Here is an 18,799-nt window from a genome sequence, read left to right on the forward strand (position 1 = left end):
AAACTTCATCTAACTATACCAAATATCAAAGGCAACGTCATCAGGCTGCCTTCGACCAATTCCTGTAACGCGGCTAATACAAACATGTCACGATTCGTCGGAGGCTGTCAATCTCGTTCTTGCCTCGAACAAACCATCCTTTATTCTCAACTGAATTTCCCCGTGAAGATTGGTCTGATATATGAGCGTTCCGCTCTCTTCAAGCCGATGGACCACATCCGGATGGGGATGGCCGTACCGGTTGTTAACGCCTGCCGAGATGACCGACACCTTGGGCCGCCAGGCGCTCAGCCAGGCTTCCGAAGTGGATGTTTTGCTCCCGTGATGCGCAACCTTCATAACATCGACCGGCCCCTTTGCCATCACACGGTCGCGTCCTTGCTGAAGCAATAATTTCTGCTCTGCGGCCGCATCTGTATCACCGGTAAAAAGAAATCGTCCTCCGCTCATCTCCATCTCAAATACTAGTGAAGCATGATTCTGTTCCTTAATCAACGGCAGCAGGCTATGATTTCCTGTTCCCTCCGGCAGGCTGGGCGCAAGAAACCTCACTTCGGTATCCTTGTCGATCCTCCATGCCCCTGACTCGGCCTTTCCGGGATATACCGGAATTCTCTTTGACACGGCGGACGCCATGAACGCTGTAAAGGCACTGGAATCCGCGGCCGTTCCGTTGATCCATATCGACTTCACCGGAATTTCCTCGATCACCGCCAGCAAGCCGCCCACATGATCCTGATCAAAATGGGTTGCAAGCACGGCCTCCAGCTGATGAACACCGCGCTTCTTCAATAGCGGCACGACCACATTTTTCCCCACTTCAAAAGGGTCCTTCCTTTCTTTCCACGCATCGCTCTCCTTGCGAAAATTGAGTGTCCCGCCGCCATCGATGAGAATAAACTTCCCTTCCGGGGTGGTCACCAGAATCGAATCTCCCTGTCCCACGTCCAGAAACTGCACCACTCCGGCTCCGTGAGTGGATGGCGACTGATATCCGCTGTACAAAAGCAGCAGCAAACCGCCTGCACAGCACATCGTCAGCACCCGGTATCCATAACGCTCCAGCAGCTGCCCCGCAGCGTAGAACCTGCCAAGCATCAGGCTGGAGATAAGCCTGCCTATAACGGGCGGCAGCCCGGCGCCCGCCGGCGGGGCAAGTCCGCGCGTCCCCGGCGCATAGCCTGTCGCTCCTGTATCCCCCCTTCTCGACGCAGGGACGAGGAGAGGGACCGTGTCATCCGAAGACTGGCTGTCCGGCGCCAAATCCTCGGCTCTCTTTTTCAACAAATAAAGCAAGCCGTACAGCAGACCGAAATATCCGACAATCCATAAGAATGAAGGAGATGCCCAAATCGTCCTGAAGCTTAGAGGCGCATTCATCCATTCTACAATGCCAAACGTGAGTCCATTGATCAGCTCTGCCGCCCGTGCCACCCATCCTGCCCCCTCCATCCATAGCCAGCCCAGGAGCAGCGAGATCATCCCCAGCGGCAGCACGACCATGCTGATGAGCGGAACCAGAACCAGATTGGCCGCCACCGACAGCAGCGAAAACTGGTTGAAATAATAGATCGTGAGCGGAAAAGAGACCAGCTGGGCGACCACCGTTACACTTGCCGATCCTGCCAGCCATGCCGGTAATTTCGAGAACAGCCTCATCATCATCGGAACAAAAATCATCAGTCCTGCGGTGACAATAAACGAGAGCTGAAAGCTGACATTCAGCAAATAATACGGATTCCAGACCAGCATTATGAGCGCGGCCGCACTTAAAATGTTCAATCCGTCCTTCAGCAATCGTCGCTTGGCTGCATACAGCCCGATGACCCCCATCATGCCAGCCCGCACCACAGATGGACTGGCTCCTGTCAACAACACGTACAAGGGAAGCAGCCACATGGCAACCGTCAATGAAGTTTCCCGGGTCAGCTTCATGGCAGACAAGATGAACAGCAAACATCCTGTCACTACCGCGACATGCATTCCGGATATCGCTAATATATGGGTCAACCCCAGACGTGAAAACTCGCGAAACGTCTCCGGGTCCAGATCATCGCGGTTGCCGATGACCAGGCCTTTCATAAAGCCCGCATGCACGCCGTCATACAGCTGGTCCAGCTTGTCCCCGAGCCTCTGCCTGATCGAATCATTCCATCTTAATATATGACCAGGACGCCATGACTTTGGTGCCGCCACCTCAGCCTGGCTCACACCATTCATCCGAACGATCCAATGGATCTTCTCGGTCCGCAAATACGCCCGGTAATCAAAACCGTCAAAATTACGCGCCTCCCCCGGCTGCTGTAGCTCTCCTTGAAGCCAAATCGTATCCCCTCGCTGCCAAGCTCGGACCACCTGGACTTCATCAACGCTCAGCAGTTTGACCTGAACCATCACCGTTTCCTTGACGGATCGTCCTGATGTGTACGCTCCGCCCCCTTGTACATCGGCAGCTTCATCAACCCCAGCATCCATTTGCGGGTCTGCGGCTGCCAAGGCGCTGCCGTCACTCTCGCCGATATCTGCTTCACGCAGCATAACTCTAAAACTGGCCCGATCTCCGTCGATCTCAACCGGAGATGCAATCGTACCCGAGCCGGTAATCGTCCCCATCTCATCCCCGGACGCTGCGCTGGACGATAGCTGGCTCACATTGGCCGCATCATGCATCTCCCAATACAGAGCCCCCAGAGATAGTGACAATAGCATACACAGCATTATTCCTCGCCCTGCCTCTTCCAGGCAGCAAAGGACGAGGACCAGCATCAGCATGCCTGCCAGCACGAGCATAAGCCGGGAGCCCGACCACATGCTTGCCGCCCCGCTTCCGATGACCCACATTACGGTAAACGCCAGAAGAGGTCTTCGTTTCATATCATTCCACCCACCTTTCCTGTCCCAGCTCACTAAAAAACCCTGGTCCGCTTTAAAAAAAGCAGACCAGGGTACTTCCCCAAACTGTATGAATGATCTATTAAAGCAGTCTCATTCGACCACGCTCATCAACGTCTCGCGCGGAGGTTCATATTGCAGGAGCTGGCGGAACTGAATCCCCTTCTGCTTCATCATCCGCGATACCTTTTCCGTATCCTTAGGATACGGGCGATGATACACGATTTCAACGATGCCGCTGTTCGCTAGCATATTGGCACATGTCCAGCAGGGCTCATCCGTCACATAGACGGTGCTGCCCTCCCTGTCGATCCGATCGGTAAACAGCAGCAGATTCTGCTCCGCATGAATCGTGCGGATACAGCGCTGTTTTTTCACCATGAACTCCTGCCCGTCCTGGTTCACAACCTCATATTCCTCCGAAATCATGCAGCCTGCCTCCGAGCAGTCCGGCACACCCATTGGCGCCCCGTTATAGGCAGTGCCCAGCAGCTTCTTGCCCTGTACCAGCACGGCGCCCACATGACGACGGGGGCACTGGGAGCGGGTCGATACCATGTAGGCGATATCCATAAAATAGGTATCCCAATCTTTACGTTGATCCGTACTCATTGTAATGTCACCTGTTCCCTTATCAGTAATCTGTCTTGCCTTTATTGTAGCACACAGCTAAAGTCCAACGTAAGGCATCATCTTCTCCATCATTTTCGGTCCGATGCCTTTGACATTCATCAGATCGGTGGCATTCCGGAAAGGTCCGGACCGGTTGCGGTATTCGATGATCGCTTGGGCTTTCTTCTCGCCGATGCCTGGCAGTTCCATCAGCTGTGCCGCGGATGCGGTATTGATGTTGATTATGCCGGACGAACTCGAAGCCGGGTCAGCGGGCTGAACAGATGGAGCGGCGGCGACCGGCGGCGAAGCGGCGCTACCTTCAGCCTGGGAAGGGGCTTCAGCTGGCGGGACTGTGCTCGGGATCGCACCAGCGGGAGGCGCCTGCCCGCCCGCTTCATCCGGACCAGGCATCTCCTGCTCTTGTGAAGCGGCTCCCTGCTGCTGGGCCAAAGCTGCTTCACCGCTATTGTTCTGCGGCGCCTTCGCATTCGTATCCGCCGCAGCCATCGAAGCAGGCAGCCCAGCGTCTCCGCTCGCTTCAACTACAGGGGCCGGCTGCTCCAGCTCCAGCAGCGTCTGCTCTAACCGGTCATTAAGCGGTTCCCAGCCCTCCATCCCTTTGGAAGGCGTTCCGGCAAACAAAATAAGTCCACAGCCGACAATGCCTGCTGCCATCATGAACCCGTGAGATATTCGTCTCATTTACACCACTCCTGTTCTTCAATTCAACTTCACTGAAAGAACTTCCTTGCTAACGCAAATCCTGTAATCTAAATGCTGCGAAATTGGTCATGATTCGCCGACTCTCACATACATTAGACGTAAGAACGGTACATTTCTGCCGTAACGCGCGAAAGGAGGGAAGTAACCATGAAGGTCGGTTTTATCGGTACGGGCAGTATGGGAAGCCTGCTGATCGATTCCTTCATCCACTTGGGTGCACTCCAGCCTAAGCAAATTCTTGTCAGCAATCGGAGCCCTGAAAAAGCGTTGTTGCTGGCGGAGCGGCATCCCGGCTTAAGCGTTTGCAGCTGTAATTCGGAAACCGCCTCGGAAAGCGACCTCATCTTCTTATGTATCAAACCGTTGGAATTTAAGGCTGTCATTGATGAAATCCAGTCCTCGCTCAGGCCCGAGCAGATCGCGATTTCGATCACCAGCCCAGTCCAGCTGATCCACCTGGAATCGTCGCTGCCATGCAAGGTGGCTAAAATTATACCCAGCATCACCAACAAAACGGGAGGCGGAGCGACGTTATGCATGTATGGCTCCCGAATAAAAGAAGAAGACAGGCAGCTTATTGAAAGCCTCCTGTCTTATATCAGCAGGCCCGTTGAGATACTGGAATCGCACACGCGAATCACTTCCGATTTCTCCAGCTGCGGGCCTGCTTTTTTGAGTTTGTTTGTGGAAAAATGGATCGACGCTGCCGTCGAACTAACCGGGGCTGACCGCGGAACGCTGAACACGCTGGCCGGTGAAATGCTGCTTGGCACCGGCAAGCTGCTCACGGAAGAAGGTTTCTCCCCTGAGCAGCTTCAGGAACGTGTAGCGGTTCCAGGCGGCATCACCGCTCAGGCGCTGCGCCTGCTTAACGGTCATCTGAACGGGCTGTTTTACCAATTAATCCAAACGACACATGACAAATATGATGAGGATTTGGTAAAACTCGACGCCGCCTTTGGTTTTACAATTAACCGGCCACGATATTGACCAGTTTACCCGGTACAGCGATTACTTTGCGAATACTCTTCCCTTCCAGCGCCTGCTTGACATTTGGAAGGGAGAGGCTATGTTCTTGCATGGCTTCTTGATTCATGTCCGGCGCAACCTTGGTGCGCTCCACAATTTTGCCGTTAACCTGAACGACGATTTCGACTTCAGCTTCCACGGTCCAAGCCTCGTCATATTCCGGCCAGGATACATAGGTAATGCTGCCGCTGTAACCAAGTCGGCTCCACAGCTCCTCAGCCAAGTGAGGCGCAAGCGGGGACAGCATCTGTACGAAGTTCTCCATCGCCTTGCGCGGAAGCACATCGGTTTTGTAGGCTTCATTAATGAAGATCATCAGCTGGCTGATCGCCGTGTTGAAGCGCAGATGCTCGAAATCGTCGGTGACTTTTTTAATCGTTTTGTGCAGCATACGCTTGAACTCGTCGGTACCCTCAGCGTCCACAATTCTAGGATTGAGGCTGCCATCTTCTCCGATGAACAGGCGCCATACGCGCGAGAGGAAGCGGTACGTGCCTTCCACTCCGTTCGTATTCCATGGCTTGGTCGCTTCCAGCGGCCCCATGAACATCTCGTATACACGCAAGGTGTCAGCACCGTATTCCTTTACAATATCATCCGGATTGATGACGTTGCCGCGGGATTTACTCATCTTCTCATTGTTGGTCCCCAGGATCATCCCCTGGTTCACCAGTTTCTGGAACGGCTCCTTGGTGTCGACCACACCCAGATCATACAGGACCTTATGCCAGAAACGGGCGTACAGCAAATGCAGCACCGCATGCTCCGCACCGCCGATGTACAGGTCAACCGGCAACCATTCCTTCTGCTTCTCCTTCGAGCACAGTTCTTCGTTGTTCTTCGGGTCGATGTATCGCAGATAGTACCAGCAGCTGCCGGCCCATTGCGGCATCGTATTGGTCTCGCGCCGCGCCTTCATGCCGGTCTCCGGATCCACTGTCTCCACCCATTCCGTCACGTTTGCAAGCGGAGATTCACCGGTGCCGGACGGCTTGATCTGATCGACATCCGGAAGCAGAAGCGGAAGCTGATCCTCAGGAACCGGCTTCATCGATCCGTCTTCGAGATGGAGAATCGGTATCGGCTCTCCCCAGTAACGCTGGCGGCTGAACAGCCAGTCGCGAAGGCGATAGGTCACTTTCTTCTGACCTTTGCCGTTCTTCTCCAGCCAGGCGATCATTTCGTTGATGGCCGCTTCGTTGTTCAATCCGTTCAGAAAGTCGGAGTTGACATGCTCTCCATCGCCCGTATAGGCCTCTTCCTCCACATTGCCGCCCTTCACTACCTCAATGATGTCCAGGCCAAACTGCTTGGCAAACTCCCAGTCGCGGGTATCATGGCCCGGTACGGCCATAATCGCGCCTGTGCCGTAGCCTGCGAGCACATAATCAGCAATCCAGATCGGCATTCTGGCACCGTTCGCCGGATTGATGGCATAAGCGCCCGTGAATACGCCGGTTTTGTCCTTGGCAAGATCTGTCCGCTCCAGGTCGCTCTTGCGAGCAGCCACCTCTTGGTAAGCTTTAACCGCCTCGCGCTGCTCTTCGGTTGTAATCCGTTCGACCAGTTCATGCTCCGGAGCCAGTACGCAGTAGCTCGCTCCGAACAGGGTGTCCGGGCGAGTCGTGAATACTTCGAGCTGGCTGTCATGGCCCTCGATGTCAAACCGGACTTCCGCACCGGTCGACTTGCCGATCCAGTTGCGCTGCATCTCCTTCAGGCTGTCGCTCCAGTCCAGCTCATCCAGATCCTCGAGCAGGCGATCAGCGTATGCCGTAATGCGCAGAATCCACTGACGCATCGGCTTGCGCACAACCGGATGGCCGCCGCGTTCACTCTTGCCGTCGATGACCTCTTCATTCGCGAGAACCGTGCCGAGTGCTTCGCACCAGTTCACCGGAACTTCCGCCACATAGGCAAGACCCCGCTTGTAAAGCTGTATAAAAATCCACTGGGTCCATTTATAATAGTCCGGGTCGGTGGTGCTGATCTCCCGATCCCAGTCATACGAAAAGCCCAGCGACTTAATCTGTCTGCGGAAATTATCGATGTTCTGCAGTGTGAAATCGCGCGGATGCTTGCCCGTATCCATCGCATACTGCTCGGCAGGCAAACCGAATGCATCCCAGCCCATCGGATGAAGCACATTGTATCCGCGCATACGCTTGTAGCGGGATACGATATCAGTTGCCGTATAACCCTCGGGATGCCCTACATGGAGGCCTGAACCCGATGGATACGGGAACATATCCAGTGCATAAAATTTCGGTTTGGAAGATTGCTCTTCGGTTTTAAAGGTTTTGTGCTCGTCCCAATACTTCTGCCACTTGGGCTCGATTTGCGTCGGCTGGTAGCCGTATCCTGATTGCTGATGATCCGTCATACTTCCTGCTCCTCCTTCACAGTCGGGCACGCGCGCCTGCGCCGTGCCATTGCAACCTGCGCCGATCGACGCAGGTTGCTGAAACCGGACCGCATCCTAGACGCGGTCTCTTGCTTTCGCTATCATCAAGCTAGCCAACAGCGTCTTGATGGCAGATTGATGATAGGGTTAAAACCAAAAAACCTCCCGTCCATAGCGTCGATCGCTAGGGACGGGAGGTTAGATTCCCGTGGTACCACCCTAGTTAGTCAAAGGCATGCTTCGCCTTTCACTCACTTTTGCATCCTTAGCGCGGATGAGACGGCAATGCTTCGTCGGTCACTTCAGCGAGACTAGCGCTGCTGACACCGGTTGACACCGCTGCTCCGAGGTGAGTTTCATTCCCATCGTCAACCGGCTTCCACCTAAAGCGCCGGCTCTCTGGATGATCAATGCAGAATTACTGGTCCTCATCATCGCATTCCATGTGTATCATTTTAATGTGGCTATTATAACCAAAATGCAAGGTGAAGTCAATGAATGTCGACCCCGCTTTTACGGTAATGCTCCGGCGTTGCGCCTACCATCTCTTTAAACATCCGGCTGAAGTGAGCCAGATGTTTGAACCCTGCAGCCTGACTGACTTCCGTAATGCTCAGATCGGGATTCAGTCTCAGCAAAATTTTGGCCTGGTTGATCCTGCGATTGTATACATATTTGAACACGCTCGTGCCCGTAATCTCTTTAAAGAGGGAGGACAGATAATGCTTGGTCACATGCGCCTCCCTGGCGATTTGGTCCAGGGTCAAATCATACATATAGTTTTGCTCTACAAATGAAATAACATGCTGCACATGCCGCTCCTTATCCGAAACGGCTTCCTGGTCCTGAACCGCGCCCTGACACCAGTCTGATATCATGTACATCATCTCTTGCAGCCTCAGCGCCATACGCTCCCGAACGAACCTGTTCTTCGACAGTCCAAGCCGATGCATGCCAGCCAGCATGCTCTCGAATTCCGCCTTCCTTGCTCCCTCCAGCGTCATTCGGTAATTAAGCAGGGACGCAAAGGGTTCAAGCAAAGCGCTTCTTACAGACTCGGGCATATCCCTGCACACCCAAGCGGGATCAAAATGGATGATGCTTCTTATGTAAGGCGTGCCCGGCTCAACCTTCGGACAATGAAGCGTCAGTCCGTTCATCAGCAGCAGGTCGCCAGGCTTCAGCACAAAGATCGAATCCCCGATCAGATATGTGCAGCGCCCTTCGTGAAAATAATAGATTTCATACAGAGAATGGGAATGAAACTGGCCTCCGGTCATCGGGGAATCCACATGGTAACCGAAATCGAACGGCTCCTGCTGCCCCATAGGATCGAAGAGCGAGATGCGCCCGGAATCGGATGATGAAGTCATGAGCAACCCTCCTTATACCACCGCTGCCCCTCTTGCCTGAGCGGGCTCTCCATGATCTTCATTATATAGCAATTATTGAATTCGCACGGCTTCTTTTTGCGCGAGTACACATAACTCCCCGGCTTTAAATGCATGCTCCTGCGTCATCGCGTGTTCCGTACGGTTCAGACAGTCGAGAATAAGCTCCCCGAAAAACGGATAACCTACCTTCCCCCGCAGATCCATATGGAACTCGCCCTCGCCGTTTACGAGATACAGCTGATCCCCATACGGATGCCGGGCCACATCAATATATTTGCGAAGCTCGATATACCCTGCTGTGCCGAGAATGATCGTTCGCCCGTCCCCCCAAGTGCCAAGTCCGGCGGGAGTCAGCCAATCGACGCGGAAGTAGCCCGTTGCTCCGTTGTCGCCGATCAGGGAAGCGTCACCGAAATCCTCCAGCTCCGGATATTGCGGGTTGGCGTAATTAGCCACTTTGCTGCCGGCAATTCTCGCATTCTTGTTGCCTGTATAATAAAGAAACTGCTCAATCTGGTGAGAACCGATATCACATAAGATTCCGCCATACTGCTCATGCTTGAAGAACCAGTCCGGCCTGGACCCGGCGTTCAAGCGATGCGGTCCCGTGCCGATCACCTGGACGACCTTGCCGATCGCCCCGTCGTGAATGAGCTTCCCCGCATGAACCGCGCTCTCCACATGAAGGCGCTCGCTGTAGTAGACCATGTACTTCCTTCCGGTCTCTGCCGCCTTCGCACGCGCAGCAGCTACCTGCTCCAGCGTTGTGAATGGCGTCTTGTCTGTAAAATAGTCCTTTCCATGGGACATCACCTTGAGGCCCAGCGCACAGCGTTCCGAAGGAATAGCAGCCGCTGCCACAAGCGCAACTTCAGGGTCCTCCAGGATTTGCGCCTCCGAGGATGCCGCTTTCACACCGGGATATTTATCACAAAAGCTTTGCACCTTGGCCGGGTCCGCATCATACACCCATTTCAACACAGCACCCGCCTCGATCAATCCGTTGCACATGCCGTATATATGCCCGTGCTCCAACGCCATCGCCGCGATTACAAACTCGCCTGGCTTGCATACCGGCTGCGGCTTGCCCTCGGGCGCATACATCATTCCGTTGCTGCGATCCATCACCTTTCCTCCTCCCATGCTTCAGCATCAATAAGAGCCGAACGTTGAGCTCATATCCACAGATTCAATCTCCTGAACCGGCTTGCGCTTGACCGAGTTCGCTGCCCGCTCCTGCAGCATGCTATGATACAGTTCCTCATCCAGCGGGAGCTCAACCCAGTTGTCCGTCCAGGTGGACAGATGCATCGCATTGGACAGGGTCAGGCCATGAATTCCCTCTTCTCCGGGAGCAATCAGCGGAGTGCCTTTCAGAATCGCGTCGGTGAAATTTTGTAAAATTCCGTTATGCTGAGGATGATGCGGATCTACCGGAACGTCGCATTTCCAGCATTCGGGTTCGCCGAAGCCGCCCTTATAGGTTTGATTGAATTCAGGCTCCGGAACACGAAGCCGCCAAAATGTCAGTTTGCCGTCCTCAATTACGATTTTGCCGCGGTCCCCGTTCACCTCATACCGATTCGTCCCCGGCGCTTCGCCCGTGGTCGTAATAAAGACCCCCGTCGCCCCGTTTTCATACTCCACATAGGCCGTTACATCATCCTCAACCTCAATGTTGCGATACTTTCCGAAGGCGCAGAAGGCGCGAACCCGGACAGGCATCATGCCGGTCGTCCACTGCCATAAGTCAAGCTGATGCGGGGATTGGTTGATAAGCACGCCGCCGCCTTCGCCGGCCCAGGTTGCCCGCCATCCTCCGGAATCGTAATAGCTCTGGGAGCGGTACCAATTGGTGATAATCCAGTTGGTGCGGCGGATTTCCCCCAGCTCTCCGGCAGCGATCAGCTCGCGCAGCTTTTTATACAGCGGATTGCAGCGCTGATTGTACATAATCGAGAACACCTTGCCGCTGTCCGCAGCGACCTTGTTAAGCTCCCGCACCTGCTTCGTATATACGCCGGCCGGCTTTTCGATCAGCACGTGCAGCCCTTTGTTCAGACACCGGATCGCTTCCTGCGGATGTCCGTAATGCGGCGTCGCGATCACGACAGCATCAACCTCGCCCGAGGCCGCCATCGCTTCCGCATCGCTCCACACCTTTACATCGGCTGGCAGCGTCTCTGCAGCCGCCTGCTGCTTCGCCGGATTAATATCGCATACTGCAGTCAGCTTCGCCCCGGCTATGGCTCCGGAAGCCAGCGATTTCGCATGCGAGAATCCCATTCCAAGTCCAATGACACCGATTCTGACCTGTTTCATGTGCATTCCTCCTCTTTATCTAAAAGCTGCTTATACCGTTTTGAGGCTGGTCCATAACCCCATTTTCTCTGCAAATTGAATCAGCATCTCTCGGGATGCATGAGTGCCGCTGAAATCCTCAATTCCGAAATACCCGTCGTATCCCACCGCTTGCAGATCCGCAATCACCTGTGCCCATGGAACAGCACCTTCATCGAGCGGAGACCATGACGTACCCCAGACCGCTTTGCCCGGACCGCCTGCGGTCGCTCGGTGGTAACCTCCATTCTTGACATGAACATGGGCCAGGTAAGGCCCCAGCAGCTCCAGCCCCATCCTGTAATTCTCATATCCTTCATGCACCATATTACCTGGATCGTAGAGCACGCCGATGTGGTCGGGGTGAAAATGCCGGACAAGCCGGTACGCCAAGCTGGCGCTCGGGGCAATCGTCTGATGATGCGTCTCCACCAGCGCCTTCAGCCGGTAAGAGGAAGCCATCTGCTCCACTTCAGTTAAATAGGCCACCGTTTGGGCATACAGCTCATTGTAATTGGACGTCCGGTCATAACCTGGAATCCCGATACGAATGAAGGAGGCGTCCAGTAATGCAGCCGCTTTCATAACGCTGTCCGTCGCTTCCAGATCCCCGCATGTCAAATAAGGGACCACCGCCAGACTTTTACGTCCATATAACTCTGCTGCTCGCTTGAATCGAAGCCATTCCTCCTCGGAGCCCCCGGGGTCGATGGAACAGCGATTATTCCGCCAGAAGGATGGGCTCTCATCGGCAGCCTCCGGCGGCACCTCCTTGAATCTCCATTCAATGCCTTCAATCCCGGCATCCATGGCTGCCTTGGCCAGCTCTTCCGGCGTCAAGTCCGGGGTTGCTACGGTAAAAACAGATAGCTTCATGCTCGTATACCATCCTTTCCCGTCGGTGATCCATCATCAACAGATCCGTGACAATGACAGGTGCGTTGATTTTTTGATCATCCTATCACAGTCCCATCGCCAAACCTATACCGTTTCCGCTCCATCTTAACCACAGTCAAATAAACATGCGCATTCGCATCTTTCAATTAATCCGGCTGCATACAAAAACACCTTCACACAGCGCTGGAACGCTATACGAAGGTGTATTTTATGCCCATCGATTTCATTTAAGAACGCGTGCATGCCGCCGCATTACTTGATCGCAACATAGAACAGCCGGCTCGCATCCGGCCCGGCTTCGATCCATTCGAAGTCCGCGTAGCATTGCACGTCGCGAAACCCGGCCTTGACCAGCTCGGTTCTCATCCATTCAGGGTCGTAACCCCGCTGGACATGTGTCTCTTCAAACCGGCGATAGATGGATGGATCTTTCTCATCGCGCGCAAAAATCGAGAGATGATGCTCGATTTCGCAGCGGGCTTCATCCAGTGCGCAGGTCCATATGTAGGAAACGCCCCGCTCATCCAGCACAAACGGCTGCTCTTCATCGTAGCGGACAAATGTGTTCGGATGATGAACATCAAACAGAAACGTGCCGCCTTCCTTAAGACCGGCATAGGTTCTGTCGAATGCGGAGCGGATATCGTCCTCTTCCAGCAAATAGTTGAAGCAGTCACAGAAGGAGATGACGGAGTCCACCTGCTCCGGCAGCTCCCAGGAGCGCATATCCTGCTGAATCCAGCGGATGCTGCCTTCCCGGTACAGCCGGCTTCCGCCCGCAGTGTCCTCCAGCTTGCGACGGGCAACGGACAGCATGTCGGCAGACAAGTCGATCCCGGTAACCTCGAATCCGGAGTTGACCAGCGGAATTGTAATGCTGCCGGTGCCGCAGCCCAGCTCCGCAACGCTTTTCGGCATCCCGTGCTTCTCCCATGCCGTTCTGGCAAACCTGATCCAGTCCGGGTAGGGCATATCCTCCATAAGTTGGTCATATACGTAGGCGAACTTGCGATAAGACATCATGACGGCACCACTTTCTGAAACTTTGCTTAATTATTTCGTCGGTTTGGCTGTATCTGGGGACTCAGGCTCGTCTTTATTCACAAGGTAGGTCCAGCTTTCCTTCTGGGTAACGAGACCGTCCTTCATCAGTTTCCCAAGCGCCCGCTTGAAAGCCGATTTACTGATCCCAAACCGCTGTTTGATAATATCTGGCGGTGTTTCATCGGAATAAGGCATCGCATGCCCCGGACGCTCCTTCAGAAAAGCAAGCAGCCGATCCGCATCATCGTTACGGCTGACTTCCTTGCGCGGCACCATCGACAGATTAACCCGGCCATCCTCACGAATATGACTTACCCGCACACGGACCTCCTCACCAAGGCGAAGAAGGCGCGTCCGTTCCGAGGAGTGAATCATGCCGATTACGCCAAATCCGATGACCCCGCCATCCACGATGACAAACGTTCCCATCTGAAGCGGCTTGTACACCAGCGCATTGAACCATTCTCCCTTCCAGGAGTCAGGTGCATGGAACGCAAGCGGAGCCAGTTGCTCTTCTCCGGCCAGCTTGGCCCGAAGACGGCCCTGCTTGTCATGCTCCATCGTAACAAACACATGGTCGCCAACCTGCGGATGGAGCTCGCGCAGCTCCGGAAGCTCCCGAATCGGAAGCAGCAGCTGTCTGCCAAGTCCCATCTCCAGAAAGCAGCCCAGTCTCGGGTGAACGTCAGCCACCATCAGCTTGGCTGTCTCGCCGAGAGTCAAGTATGGTTTTTTCATCGTAGCTGCGAGCCGGTCCTCGGTATCGAAGAAAATAAACACCTCAACCTTGTCGCCAGGCTGAATTTTCCCGATAATCTCCGAGTAATGAAGCAGAACATCCCGATCCCCGGCATTCAGAAAGTATCCATACGGAGATACCTCTCGGGATACTTCAAGCTCAACGATGGTCCCTGCGAGCAGGCTCATACTTTCTCCACCACTTTGGCGTCAGACCACAGACGCTCGATGTTGTAATACTCGCGCTCGTCCCGGTGGAAGATATGAACGACCACATCTCCGATATCCATCAGCACCCAGCGCGCGGCATCCATTCCCTCAAGACCGCGCAGGGAAGCTCCAACCTCATGCACCCGCTTGCGAATTTCAGTTGCAATCGCCTGTACCTGGGTGTCCGAGTTACCGTGACAGATGACAAAATAGTCAGCCACCAGCGAAATCCCTTTTAGATCGAGAACTACGATATCCATTGCTTTTTTGTCTTCTGCAGCCTGAACGGCCACTTGTAACAATTCATTTGGACCTAATGTCATGAATTCGCCTCCAATTGCTTAATAAGATCATTGCGTGCCATAAACGTTAATGGAAAAATGATCTGCCTTCTCGACAGAAGAAATTGTATTGTTGACTCGAATCCGGCAACCAGCGCCTCCTCAAGGCTATGGTTGGCCAGATCGCGAATATTATTCACCCCGGGAAAATCGCGTCCCGGCTCGATGTAGTCGGCCAGACAGACCACTTTGTCAAGCAGGGTCATGCCGACGCGGCCAGAGGTGTGATATCGGATCGCATCCAGCACTTCCTGATCCTCCACACCGTATTCCTGCCTGGCTACAAAAGCGCCCACCTCGGCATGCCACAGCTGTTTGTCATAATCCAGCAGCTCTGAAGACAAGCCGTGATCCTTGATCATCTGCTCCAGCTTCTGTACCGGCCAATACTTCGCAACATCGTGCAAAATCGCCGCCAGATCCGCCTTGACGGGGTCCGCGCCGTATTGTTCCGCCAGCCGGACTGCCGTCTCCATAACCCCAAGGGTATGCGCCCATCGTTTGGCTGGCATCTGGGCAGATACCGCCTCCATCAACTGCTCACGGCTGTACACCATAAATACCGCTCCTAACAATATAATCATATACCCGGTCCGGCACCATAAAACGAATGGATTTACCCGCTGCCGCCCGCTCGCGAATCGTCGTGGACGAAATATCGACAAGCGGCATATCCGCCGTCACTACCGCCTTCTGCAGGAAGTCTGGCAGCTGATCAACCGCAAGCTTCGAACCCGGACGGTTGACGCCAATAAAAGTCAGCATCCCGGCAAGCTCCTCAATCCGGTTCCACTTTGGGAGATAATTGACCATATCGGCCCCGATAATGAAAGCAAAGCTGTGATCGGGATATACCTCCTTCAGCTCCTTCACCGTATCAACGGTGTAGGAAATCCCGCCCCGCTTCACTTCCCAATCGAGCAGGCGAAAGGACGGATGACCGGCTATCGCTTCAGCGGCCATCGCAAGCCGCACGCGGCCGGTCATGCCTGCGTCCTCCTTGTGCGGAGGGATGTGGCTCGGCATGAACCATACTTCATCCAGGGCGTGGGCATCGCGGGCAGCTTCGGCGGCCAGCAGATGTCCGATATGAATCGGATCAAAGGTGCCTCCCATAATACCTATCTTCATCACGAATCCCCTTATGCACCAAGGTGGCTTTTATGCGTCAAGGAAGCTCGATCGTTTTGTGATCCTTCGATTCCTTGTACAGCACAATCGTTTTGCAAATAACCTGAACCAGTTCCGCATGTGCGCCAGCCGAAATCTCCTCGGCAATATCACGCGGATCCTCCAGGCAGTTGTTAAGAACCGATACCTTGATCAGCTCCCGCTTCTCAAGCGCCTCAGACACATGTCTGATCAAATGCTCATTGCTTCCTCCTTTGCCGACCTGAAAGATCGGATCCAGATGGTGGGCCTGAGACCGTAAAAATCGCTTTTGCTTTCCAGTTAACATGTATATACGTGCTCCTTAATGATTCATCTATTGAAATCCAAGTGTCTTTATTTATTTTAACCCTAGTTTACCCTGAGCGAAAGCTGTTAAGCACCGCTTCCCGCATGGCCGTCACCGGGGCATCCAGCCCAGTCCAGAATTCAAATGCGTAAGCGCCCTGGTTGACAAACATGCCAAGCCCGCCGTGAACGGTGCACTGTCTTCGCTCGCTTTCGCGCAGCAGGGACGTCTTCAGCGGATTGTAGATCAGGTCACTGACGACAGCCCCCTCGCGAATGAAGTCCGGATTGACGGGAACATCTCCAATGTTCGGATGCATGCCGACCGAGGTCGTATTAATGACGACATCTGCAGCAGCCAGAACTTCGCAGCTTGCCTCCTCGCCAAACCCCCGGATGTCCGCGAGCTTGCTCCATTCCTCGGCCAGCTCCCGCGCTTTGGCTTCCGTCCGGTTCAGAATCGAAATCACTGCAGGCTGCTCGGCGATCAACGCGTAGACAATAGCGCGGGCTGCGCCCCCGGCTCCGAGAACCGCGATCCGCTTGCCGGACAGATCCGGGCACGCCTCGTCCTTAAGGGAACGGACGTATCCGATGCCGTCCGTATTATATCCCTTCAGCCTGCCATTGTCATTCACAATCGTGTTCACCGCCCCGATCTGGGCTGCGCCTTCATCCACTTCATCCAAGTACTTCATGACCTCAACCTTGTGCGGAATTGTCACGTTCACACCGCGAAAATGTAAGGAACGCACGGCCGAAATTGCATCCGCAAGCCCTTTCGGACGTATGTGAAGCGGGACGTAAGCGCCTTGCAGGCCAAGCTCGGCTAACGCCGCCTGATGCATGACCGGCGATTTGGAGTGAGCGATCGGATCGCCCATGACACCGAGCAGCAGCCAACTGCTGCCGTCTACAGTGCCGTGCATAATATTACCGTTCATTTCTCCGCCTCCATCAATAACCGTCTCCATCCTGCTGTCAGATCAAGGACGGGCGCAGCAGCACCTTGACGCCTCGCGGCACATGAACCGCTACGAGCGCGCCTTGATCGCTGTTCACCTTAACCCAGCCAAGACCGGACATGAACACATCAAGACGGGATCCCTTCGGAATCCGAAGCTCGTGTCGGGTCCATTCCGGCATCTCGGCCAGCCGCTCTCTCGTCGGCGGAGACAGAAGCTCACCCGCATGTTCTTCGAACAGCTCATCCGCCCGCTCCAGCTTAGTGCGATGAATCTTCAGCCTTCCGCTCACAAAGCAGGTGAACGATTGATGTTCCCCCTGTACAAAATCAAACCGTCCGAGCCCGCCAAAGAACAGCGTCTGCCCTTCATTGAGCTGATAAACCATCGGCTTGAGCGGATTCTCTGGCATGATCGCGCCCAGATCCTCACGGCTCACCAATTCGCTATATCTCCACGGGTATACGATCCCCGGTGTATCAATGATGAATTTTCCGTCATCCAGCGGGATGTTGACCATATCGAGCGTCGTCCCCGGATAACGCGATGTCGTAAGCTCCTGATCCAGATCGCTGTAATCCCGGATCAGCCGGTTGATCAGCGTGGATTTGCCTACATTGGTAGCCCCCACGACATAGACATCCCGGTCTCCTCTGCGGGCTGCGACCGACTCCAGCAGCCGATCAAAGCCCTGGTTCTTCTTGGCGCTGCACAGCACGATATCAACCGTTCTCAGGCCATGCTCCTTGCAGCTCTTTTGTACCCAGTTGAGCACCTTGTTCCAGTTGGTCACCTTCGGAAGAAGGTCTGTTTTGTTAACAGCCAGAATGACCGGGTTATTGCCAACAAACCGCTGCAACCCCGATATCAGGCTCCCCTCAAAATCAAACAGGTCCACAATATGAATAACGAGCGCATTCTTGCCGCCGATCTGTCCCAGCAGCCGCAAAAATTCATCCTGATCCACCGCGACGGAAGATGCCTCGTTGTAGTTTTTAATCCGGAAACAGCGCTGACAGATGACCGGCTCCCGCTCCCAGGCCTTATCCGGCAAATATCCCGGCTCGCCCTGCGCTGTACTTTGAAGACGAATGCCGCAGCCGCTGCATTTCTTGATGTCTTGTCCGCTCCAAGGCTCTGTCATGTATTCTTTTCCTCCTCAAACCATAATCCCTTTTTACGGAGCCGCGTCAATGCGATCCGCTCGATCCGGCGATTGATCAGGCGTGTGAACCAGCCTTCGTCACCAATGGCAATCGGCATGACGAGAATCGTAAACAATCCCAATCGATTGCCGCCATAAACGTCCGTCAGCATCTGGTCTCCGACCACCACCGTCTGGTCCGCAGGCAGGTCCATCATCGTCATCGCTTTGCGGAACGGCGCATTGGTCGGCTTGCGCGCTTGGTGAACAAATTCAATATCCAGCGGCGTCGCAAACTTCGACACGCGCTCCAGTTGGTTATTGGACACAATAATCAGCTGGAATCCGATCTCCTTCACCTTCTTGAACCATTCAACCAGTTCAGGTGTAGCCAGCGGCGCCTTCGCACCGACAAGCGTATTATCCAAATCCGTAATGATGCCGCGGTAACCCTGCTGATAGAGCTTCTCCAGATCAATATCAAACACGGTGTTTACGCGGAGCTTGGGCACAAGCATTTCAAACAAGATACGTCACCTCAATTTCATACGAAAAACTATACCATATTCCGGTTCCTTAGTAAAAAAACATCTTGGCTCATTTCA

General features: G+C 54.3%; 18 protein-coding genes and 1 other annotated feature. Of the genes, 1 reads left to right on the top strand and 17 read right to left on the bottom strand.

Annotation, left to right across the window (positions count from 1 at the left end):
• Positions 1-87 precede the first annotated feature (87 nt).
• The 3 genes from MKX64_RS02020 to MKX64_RS02030 all read right to left on the bottom strand — a co-directional run bounded on the left by MKX64_RS02020 (position 88) and on the right by MKX64_RS02030 (position 4,209).
• Positions 88-2,874 carry a ComEC/Rec2 family competence protein gene (locus tag MKX64_RS02020; RefSeq protein WP_155617273.1) on the bottom strand — a complete coding sequence of 929 codons (2,787 nt, stop codon included), beginning with the start codon at positions 2,872-2,874 and terminating at the stop codon, positions 88-90.
• Between the two features lie 111 nt (positions 2,875-2,985).
• The gene (locus MKX64_RS02025; RefSeq protein WP_155617272.1) at positions 2,986-3,504 is read right to left on the bottom strand and encodes a deoxycytidylate deaminase; all 519 of its coding nucleotides are present in this window, start codon (positions 3,502-3,504) and stop codon (positions 2,986-2,988) included.
• Positions 3,505-3,561: 57 nt separating this feature from the next.
• Positions 3,562-4,209 carry a ComEA family DNA-binding protein gene (locus tag MKX64_RS02030; RefSeq protein WP_341035259.1) on the bottom strand — a complete coding sequence of 216 codons (648 nt, stop codon included), beginning with the start codon at positions 4,207-4,209 and terminating at the stop codon, positions 3,562-3,564.
• 168 nt (positions 4,210-4,377) lie between these two features.
• On the opposite strand from MKX64_RS02030, the gene comER reads away from it, so the two are divergent.
• Positions 4,378-5,220 (top strand): late competence protein ComER, encoded by an 843-nt coding sequence (gene comER, locus MKX64_RS02035; RefSeq protein WP_095263078.1) that lies wholly within the window; start codon positions 4,378-4,380, stop codon positions 5,218-5,220.
• Here comER and leuS read toward each other — a convergent pair.
• The 14 genes from leuS to MKX64_RS02105 form a co-directional block, all read right to left on the bottom strand.
• A complete protein-coding gene (gene leuS / locus MKX64_RS02040) occupies positions 5,201-7,642 on the bottom strand; it encodes a leucine--tRNA ligase (RefSeq protein ID WP_095263077.1) in 2,442 nt (813 codons plus the stop codon). The genes comER and leuS overlap by 20 nt on opposite strands.
• A gap of 204 nt (positions 7,643-7,846) precedes the next feature.
• Positions 7,847-8,107: a binding site (T-box leader), on the bottom strand.
• Positions 8,108-8,154: 47 nt separating this feature from the next.
• Positions 8,155-9,036: an AraC family transcriptional regulator gene (locus MKX64_RS02045; protein ID WP_095263076.1), complete on the bottom strand. Its 882-nt coding sequence runs from the start codon at positions 9,034-9,036 to the stop codon at positions 8,155-8,157.
• 72 nt (positions 9,037-9,108) lie between these two features.
• Positions 9,109-10,182: a Gfo/Idh/MocA family protein gene (locus MKX64_RS02050; RefSeq protein ID WP_095263075.1), complete on the bottom strand. Its 1,074-nt coding sequence runs from the start codon at positions 10,180-10,182 to the stop codon at positions 9,109-9,111.
• A 27-nt stretch (positions 10,183-10,209) separates the two neighbouring features.
• Positions 10,210-11,379 (bottom strand): Gfo/Idh/MocA family protein, encoded by a 1,170-nt coding sequence (locus MKX64_RS02055; RefSeq protein WP_095263074.1) that lies wholly within the window; start codon positions 11,377-11,379, stop codon positions 10,210-10,212.
• 30 nt (positions 11,380-11,409) lie between these two features.
• Positions 11,410-12,273 carry a sugar phosphate isomerase/epimerase family protein gene (locus tag MKX64_RS02060; protein ID WP_095263073.1) on the bottom strand — a complete coding sequence of 288 codons (864 nt, stop codon included), beginning with the start codon at positions 12,271-12,273 and terminating at the stop codon, positions 11,410-11,412.
• A gap of 273 nt (positions 12,274-12,546) precedes the next feature.
• A complete protein-coding gene (locus MKX64_RS02065) occupies positions 12,547-13,317 on the bottom strand; it encodes a class I SAM-dependent DNA methyltransferase (protein WP_095263072.1) in 771 nt (256 codons plus the stop codon).
• Between the two features lie 30 nt (positions 13,318-13,347).
• Entirely contained in the window at positions 13,348-14,265 is a 918-nt protein-coding gene (locus MKX64_RS02070) for a CvfB family protein (protein WP_095263071.1), read from the bottom strand.
• On the bottom strand, positions 14,262-14,609 hold the full coding sequence (gene rsfS, locus MKX64_RS02075) for a ribosome silencing factor (protein ID WP_095263070.1): 348 nt from the start codon (positions 14,607-14,609) through the stop codon (positions 14,262-14,264). The genes MKX64_RS02070 and rsfS overlap by 4 nt, the downstream gene beginning before the upstream one ends.
• A complete protein-coding gene (yqeK, locus tag MKX64_RS02080) occupies positions 14,606-15,184 on the bottom strand; it encodes a bis(5'-nucleosyl)-tetraphosphatase (symmetrical) YqeK (RefSeq protein WP_095263069.1) in 579 nt (192 codons plus the stop codon). The genes rsfS and yqeK overlap by 4 nt, the downstream gene beginning before the upstream one ends.
• Positions 15,168-15,758, bottom strand: coding sequence for a nicotinate-nucleotide adenylyltransferase (locus MKX64_RS02085; RefSeq protein WP_095397426.1), 591 nt, complete (start codon positions 15,756-15,758; stop codon positions 15,168-15,170). Before MKX64_RS02085 ends, yqeK begins: the two co-directional genes overlap by 17 nt.
• A 37-nt stretch (positions 15,759-15,795) precedes the next feature.
• Complete coding sequence (yhbY, locus tag MKX64_RS02090; protein ID WP_341035260.1) at positions 15,796-16,086, bottom strand: ribosome assembly RNA-binding protein YhbY; 291 nt, start codon at positions 16,084-16,086, stop codon at positions 15,796-15,798.
• A gap of 67 nt (positions 16,087-16,153) precedes the next feature.
• Positions 16,154-17,029 (bottom strand): shikimate dehydrogenase, encoded by an 876-nt coding sequence (gene aroE / locus MKX64_RS02095; protein WP_230875541.1) that lies wholly within the window; start codon positions 17,027-17,029, stop codon positions 16,154-16,156.
• Between the two features lie 37 nt (positions 17,030-17,066).
• Positions 17,067-18,194 (bottom strand): ribosome biogenesis GTPase YqeH, encoded by a 1,128-nt coding sequence (gene yqeH, locus MKX64_RS02100; protein WP_155617268.1) that lies wholly within the window; start codon positions 18,192-18,194, stop codon positions 17,067-17,069.
• Positions 18,191-18,721, bottom strand: a complete 531-nt coding sequence (locus MKX64_RS02105) for a YqeG family HAD IIIA-type phosphatase (protein ID WP_095263065.1) — start codon at positions 18,719-18,721, stop codon at positions 18,191-18,193. Before MKX64_RS02105 ends, yqeH begins: the two co-directional genes overlap by 4 nt.
• Positions 18,722-18,799 lie beyond the last annotated feature (78 nt).

The sequence above is a fragment of the Paenibacillus sp. FSL M8-0334 genome (assembly GCF_038000405.1).
GTDB classification, from domain to species: domain Bacteria; phylum Bacillota; class Bacilli; order Paenibacillales; family Paenibacillaceae; genus Paenibacillus_AQ; species Paenibacillus_AQ campinasensis.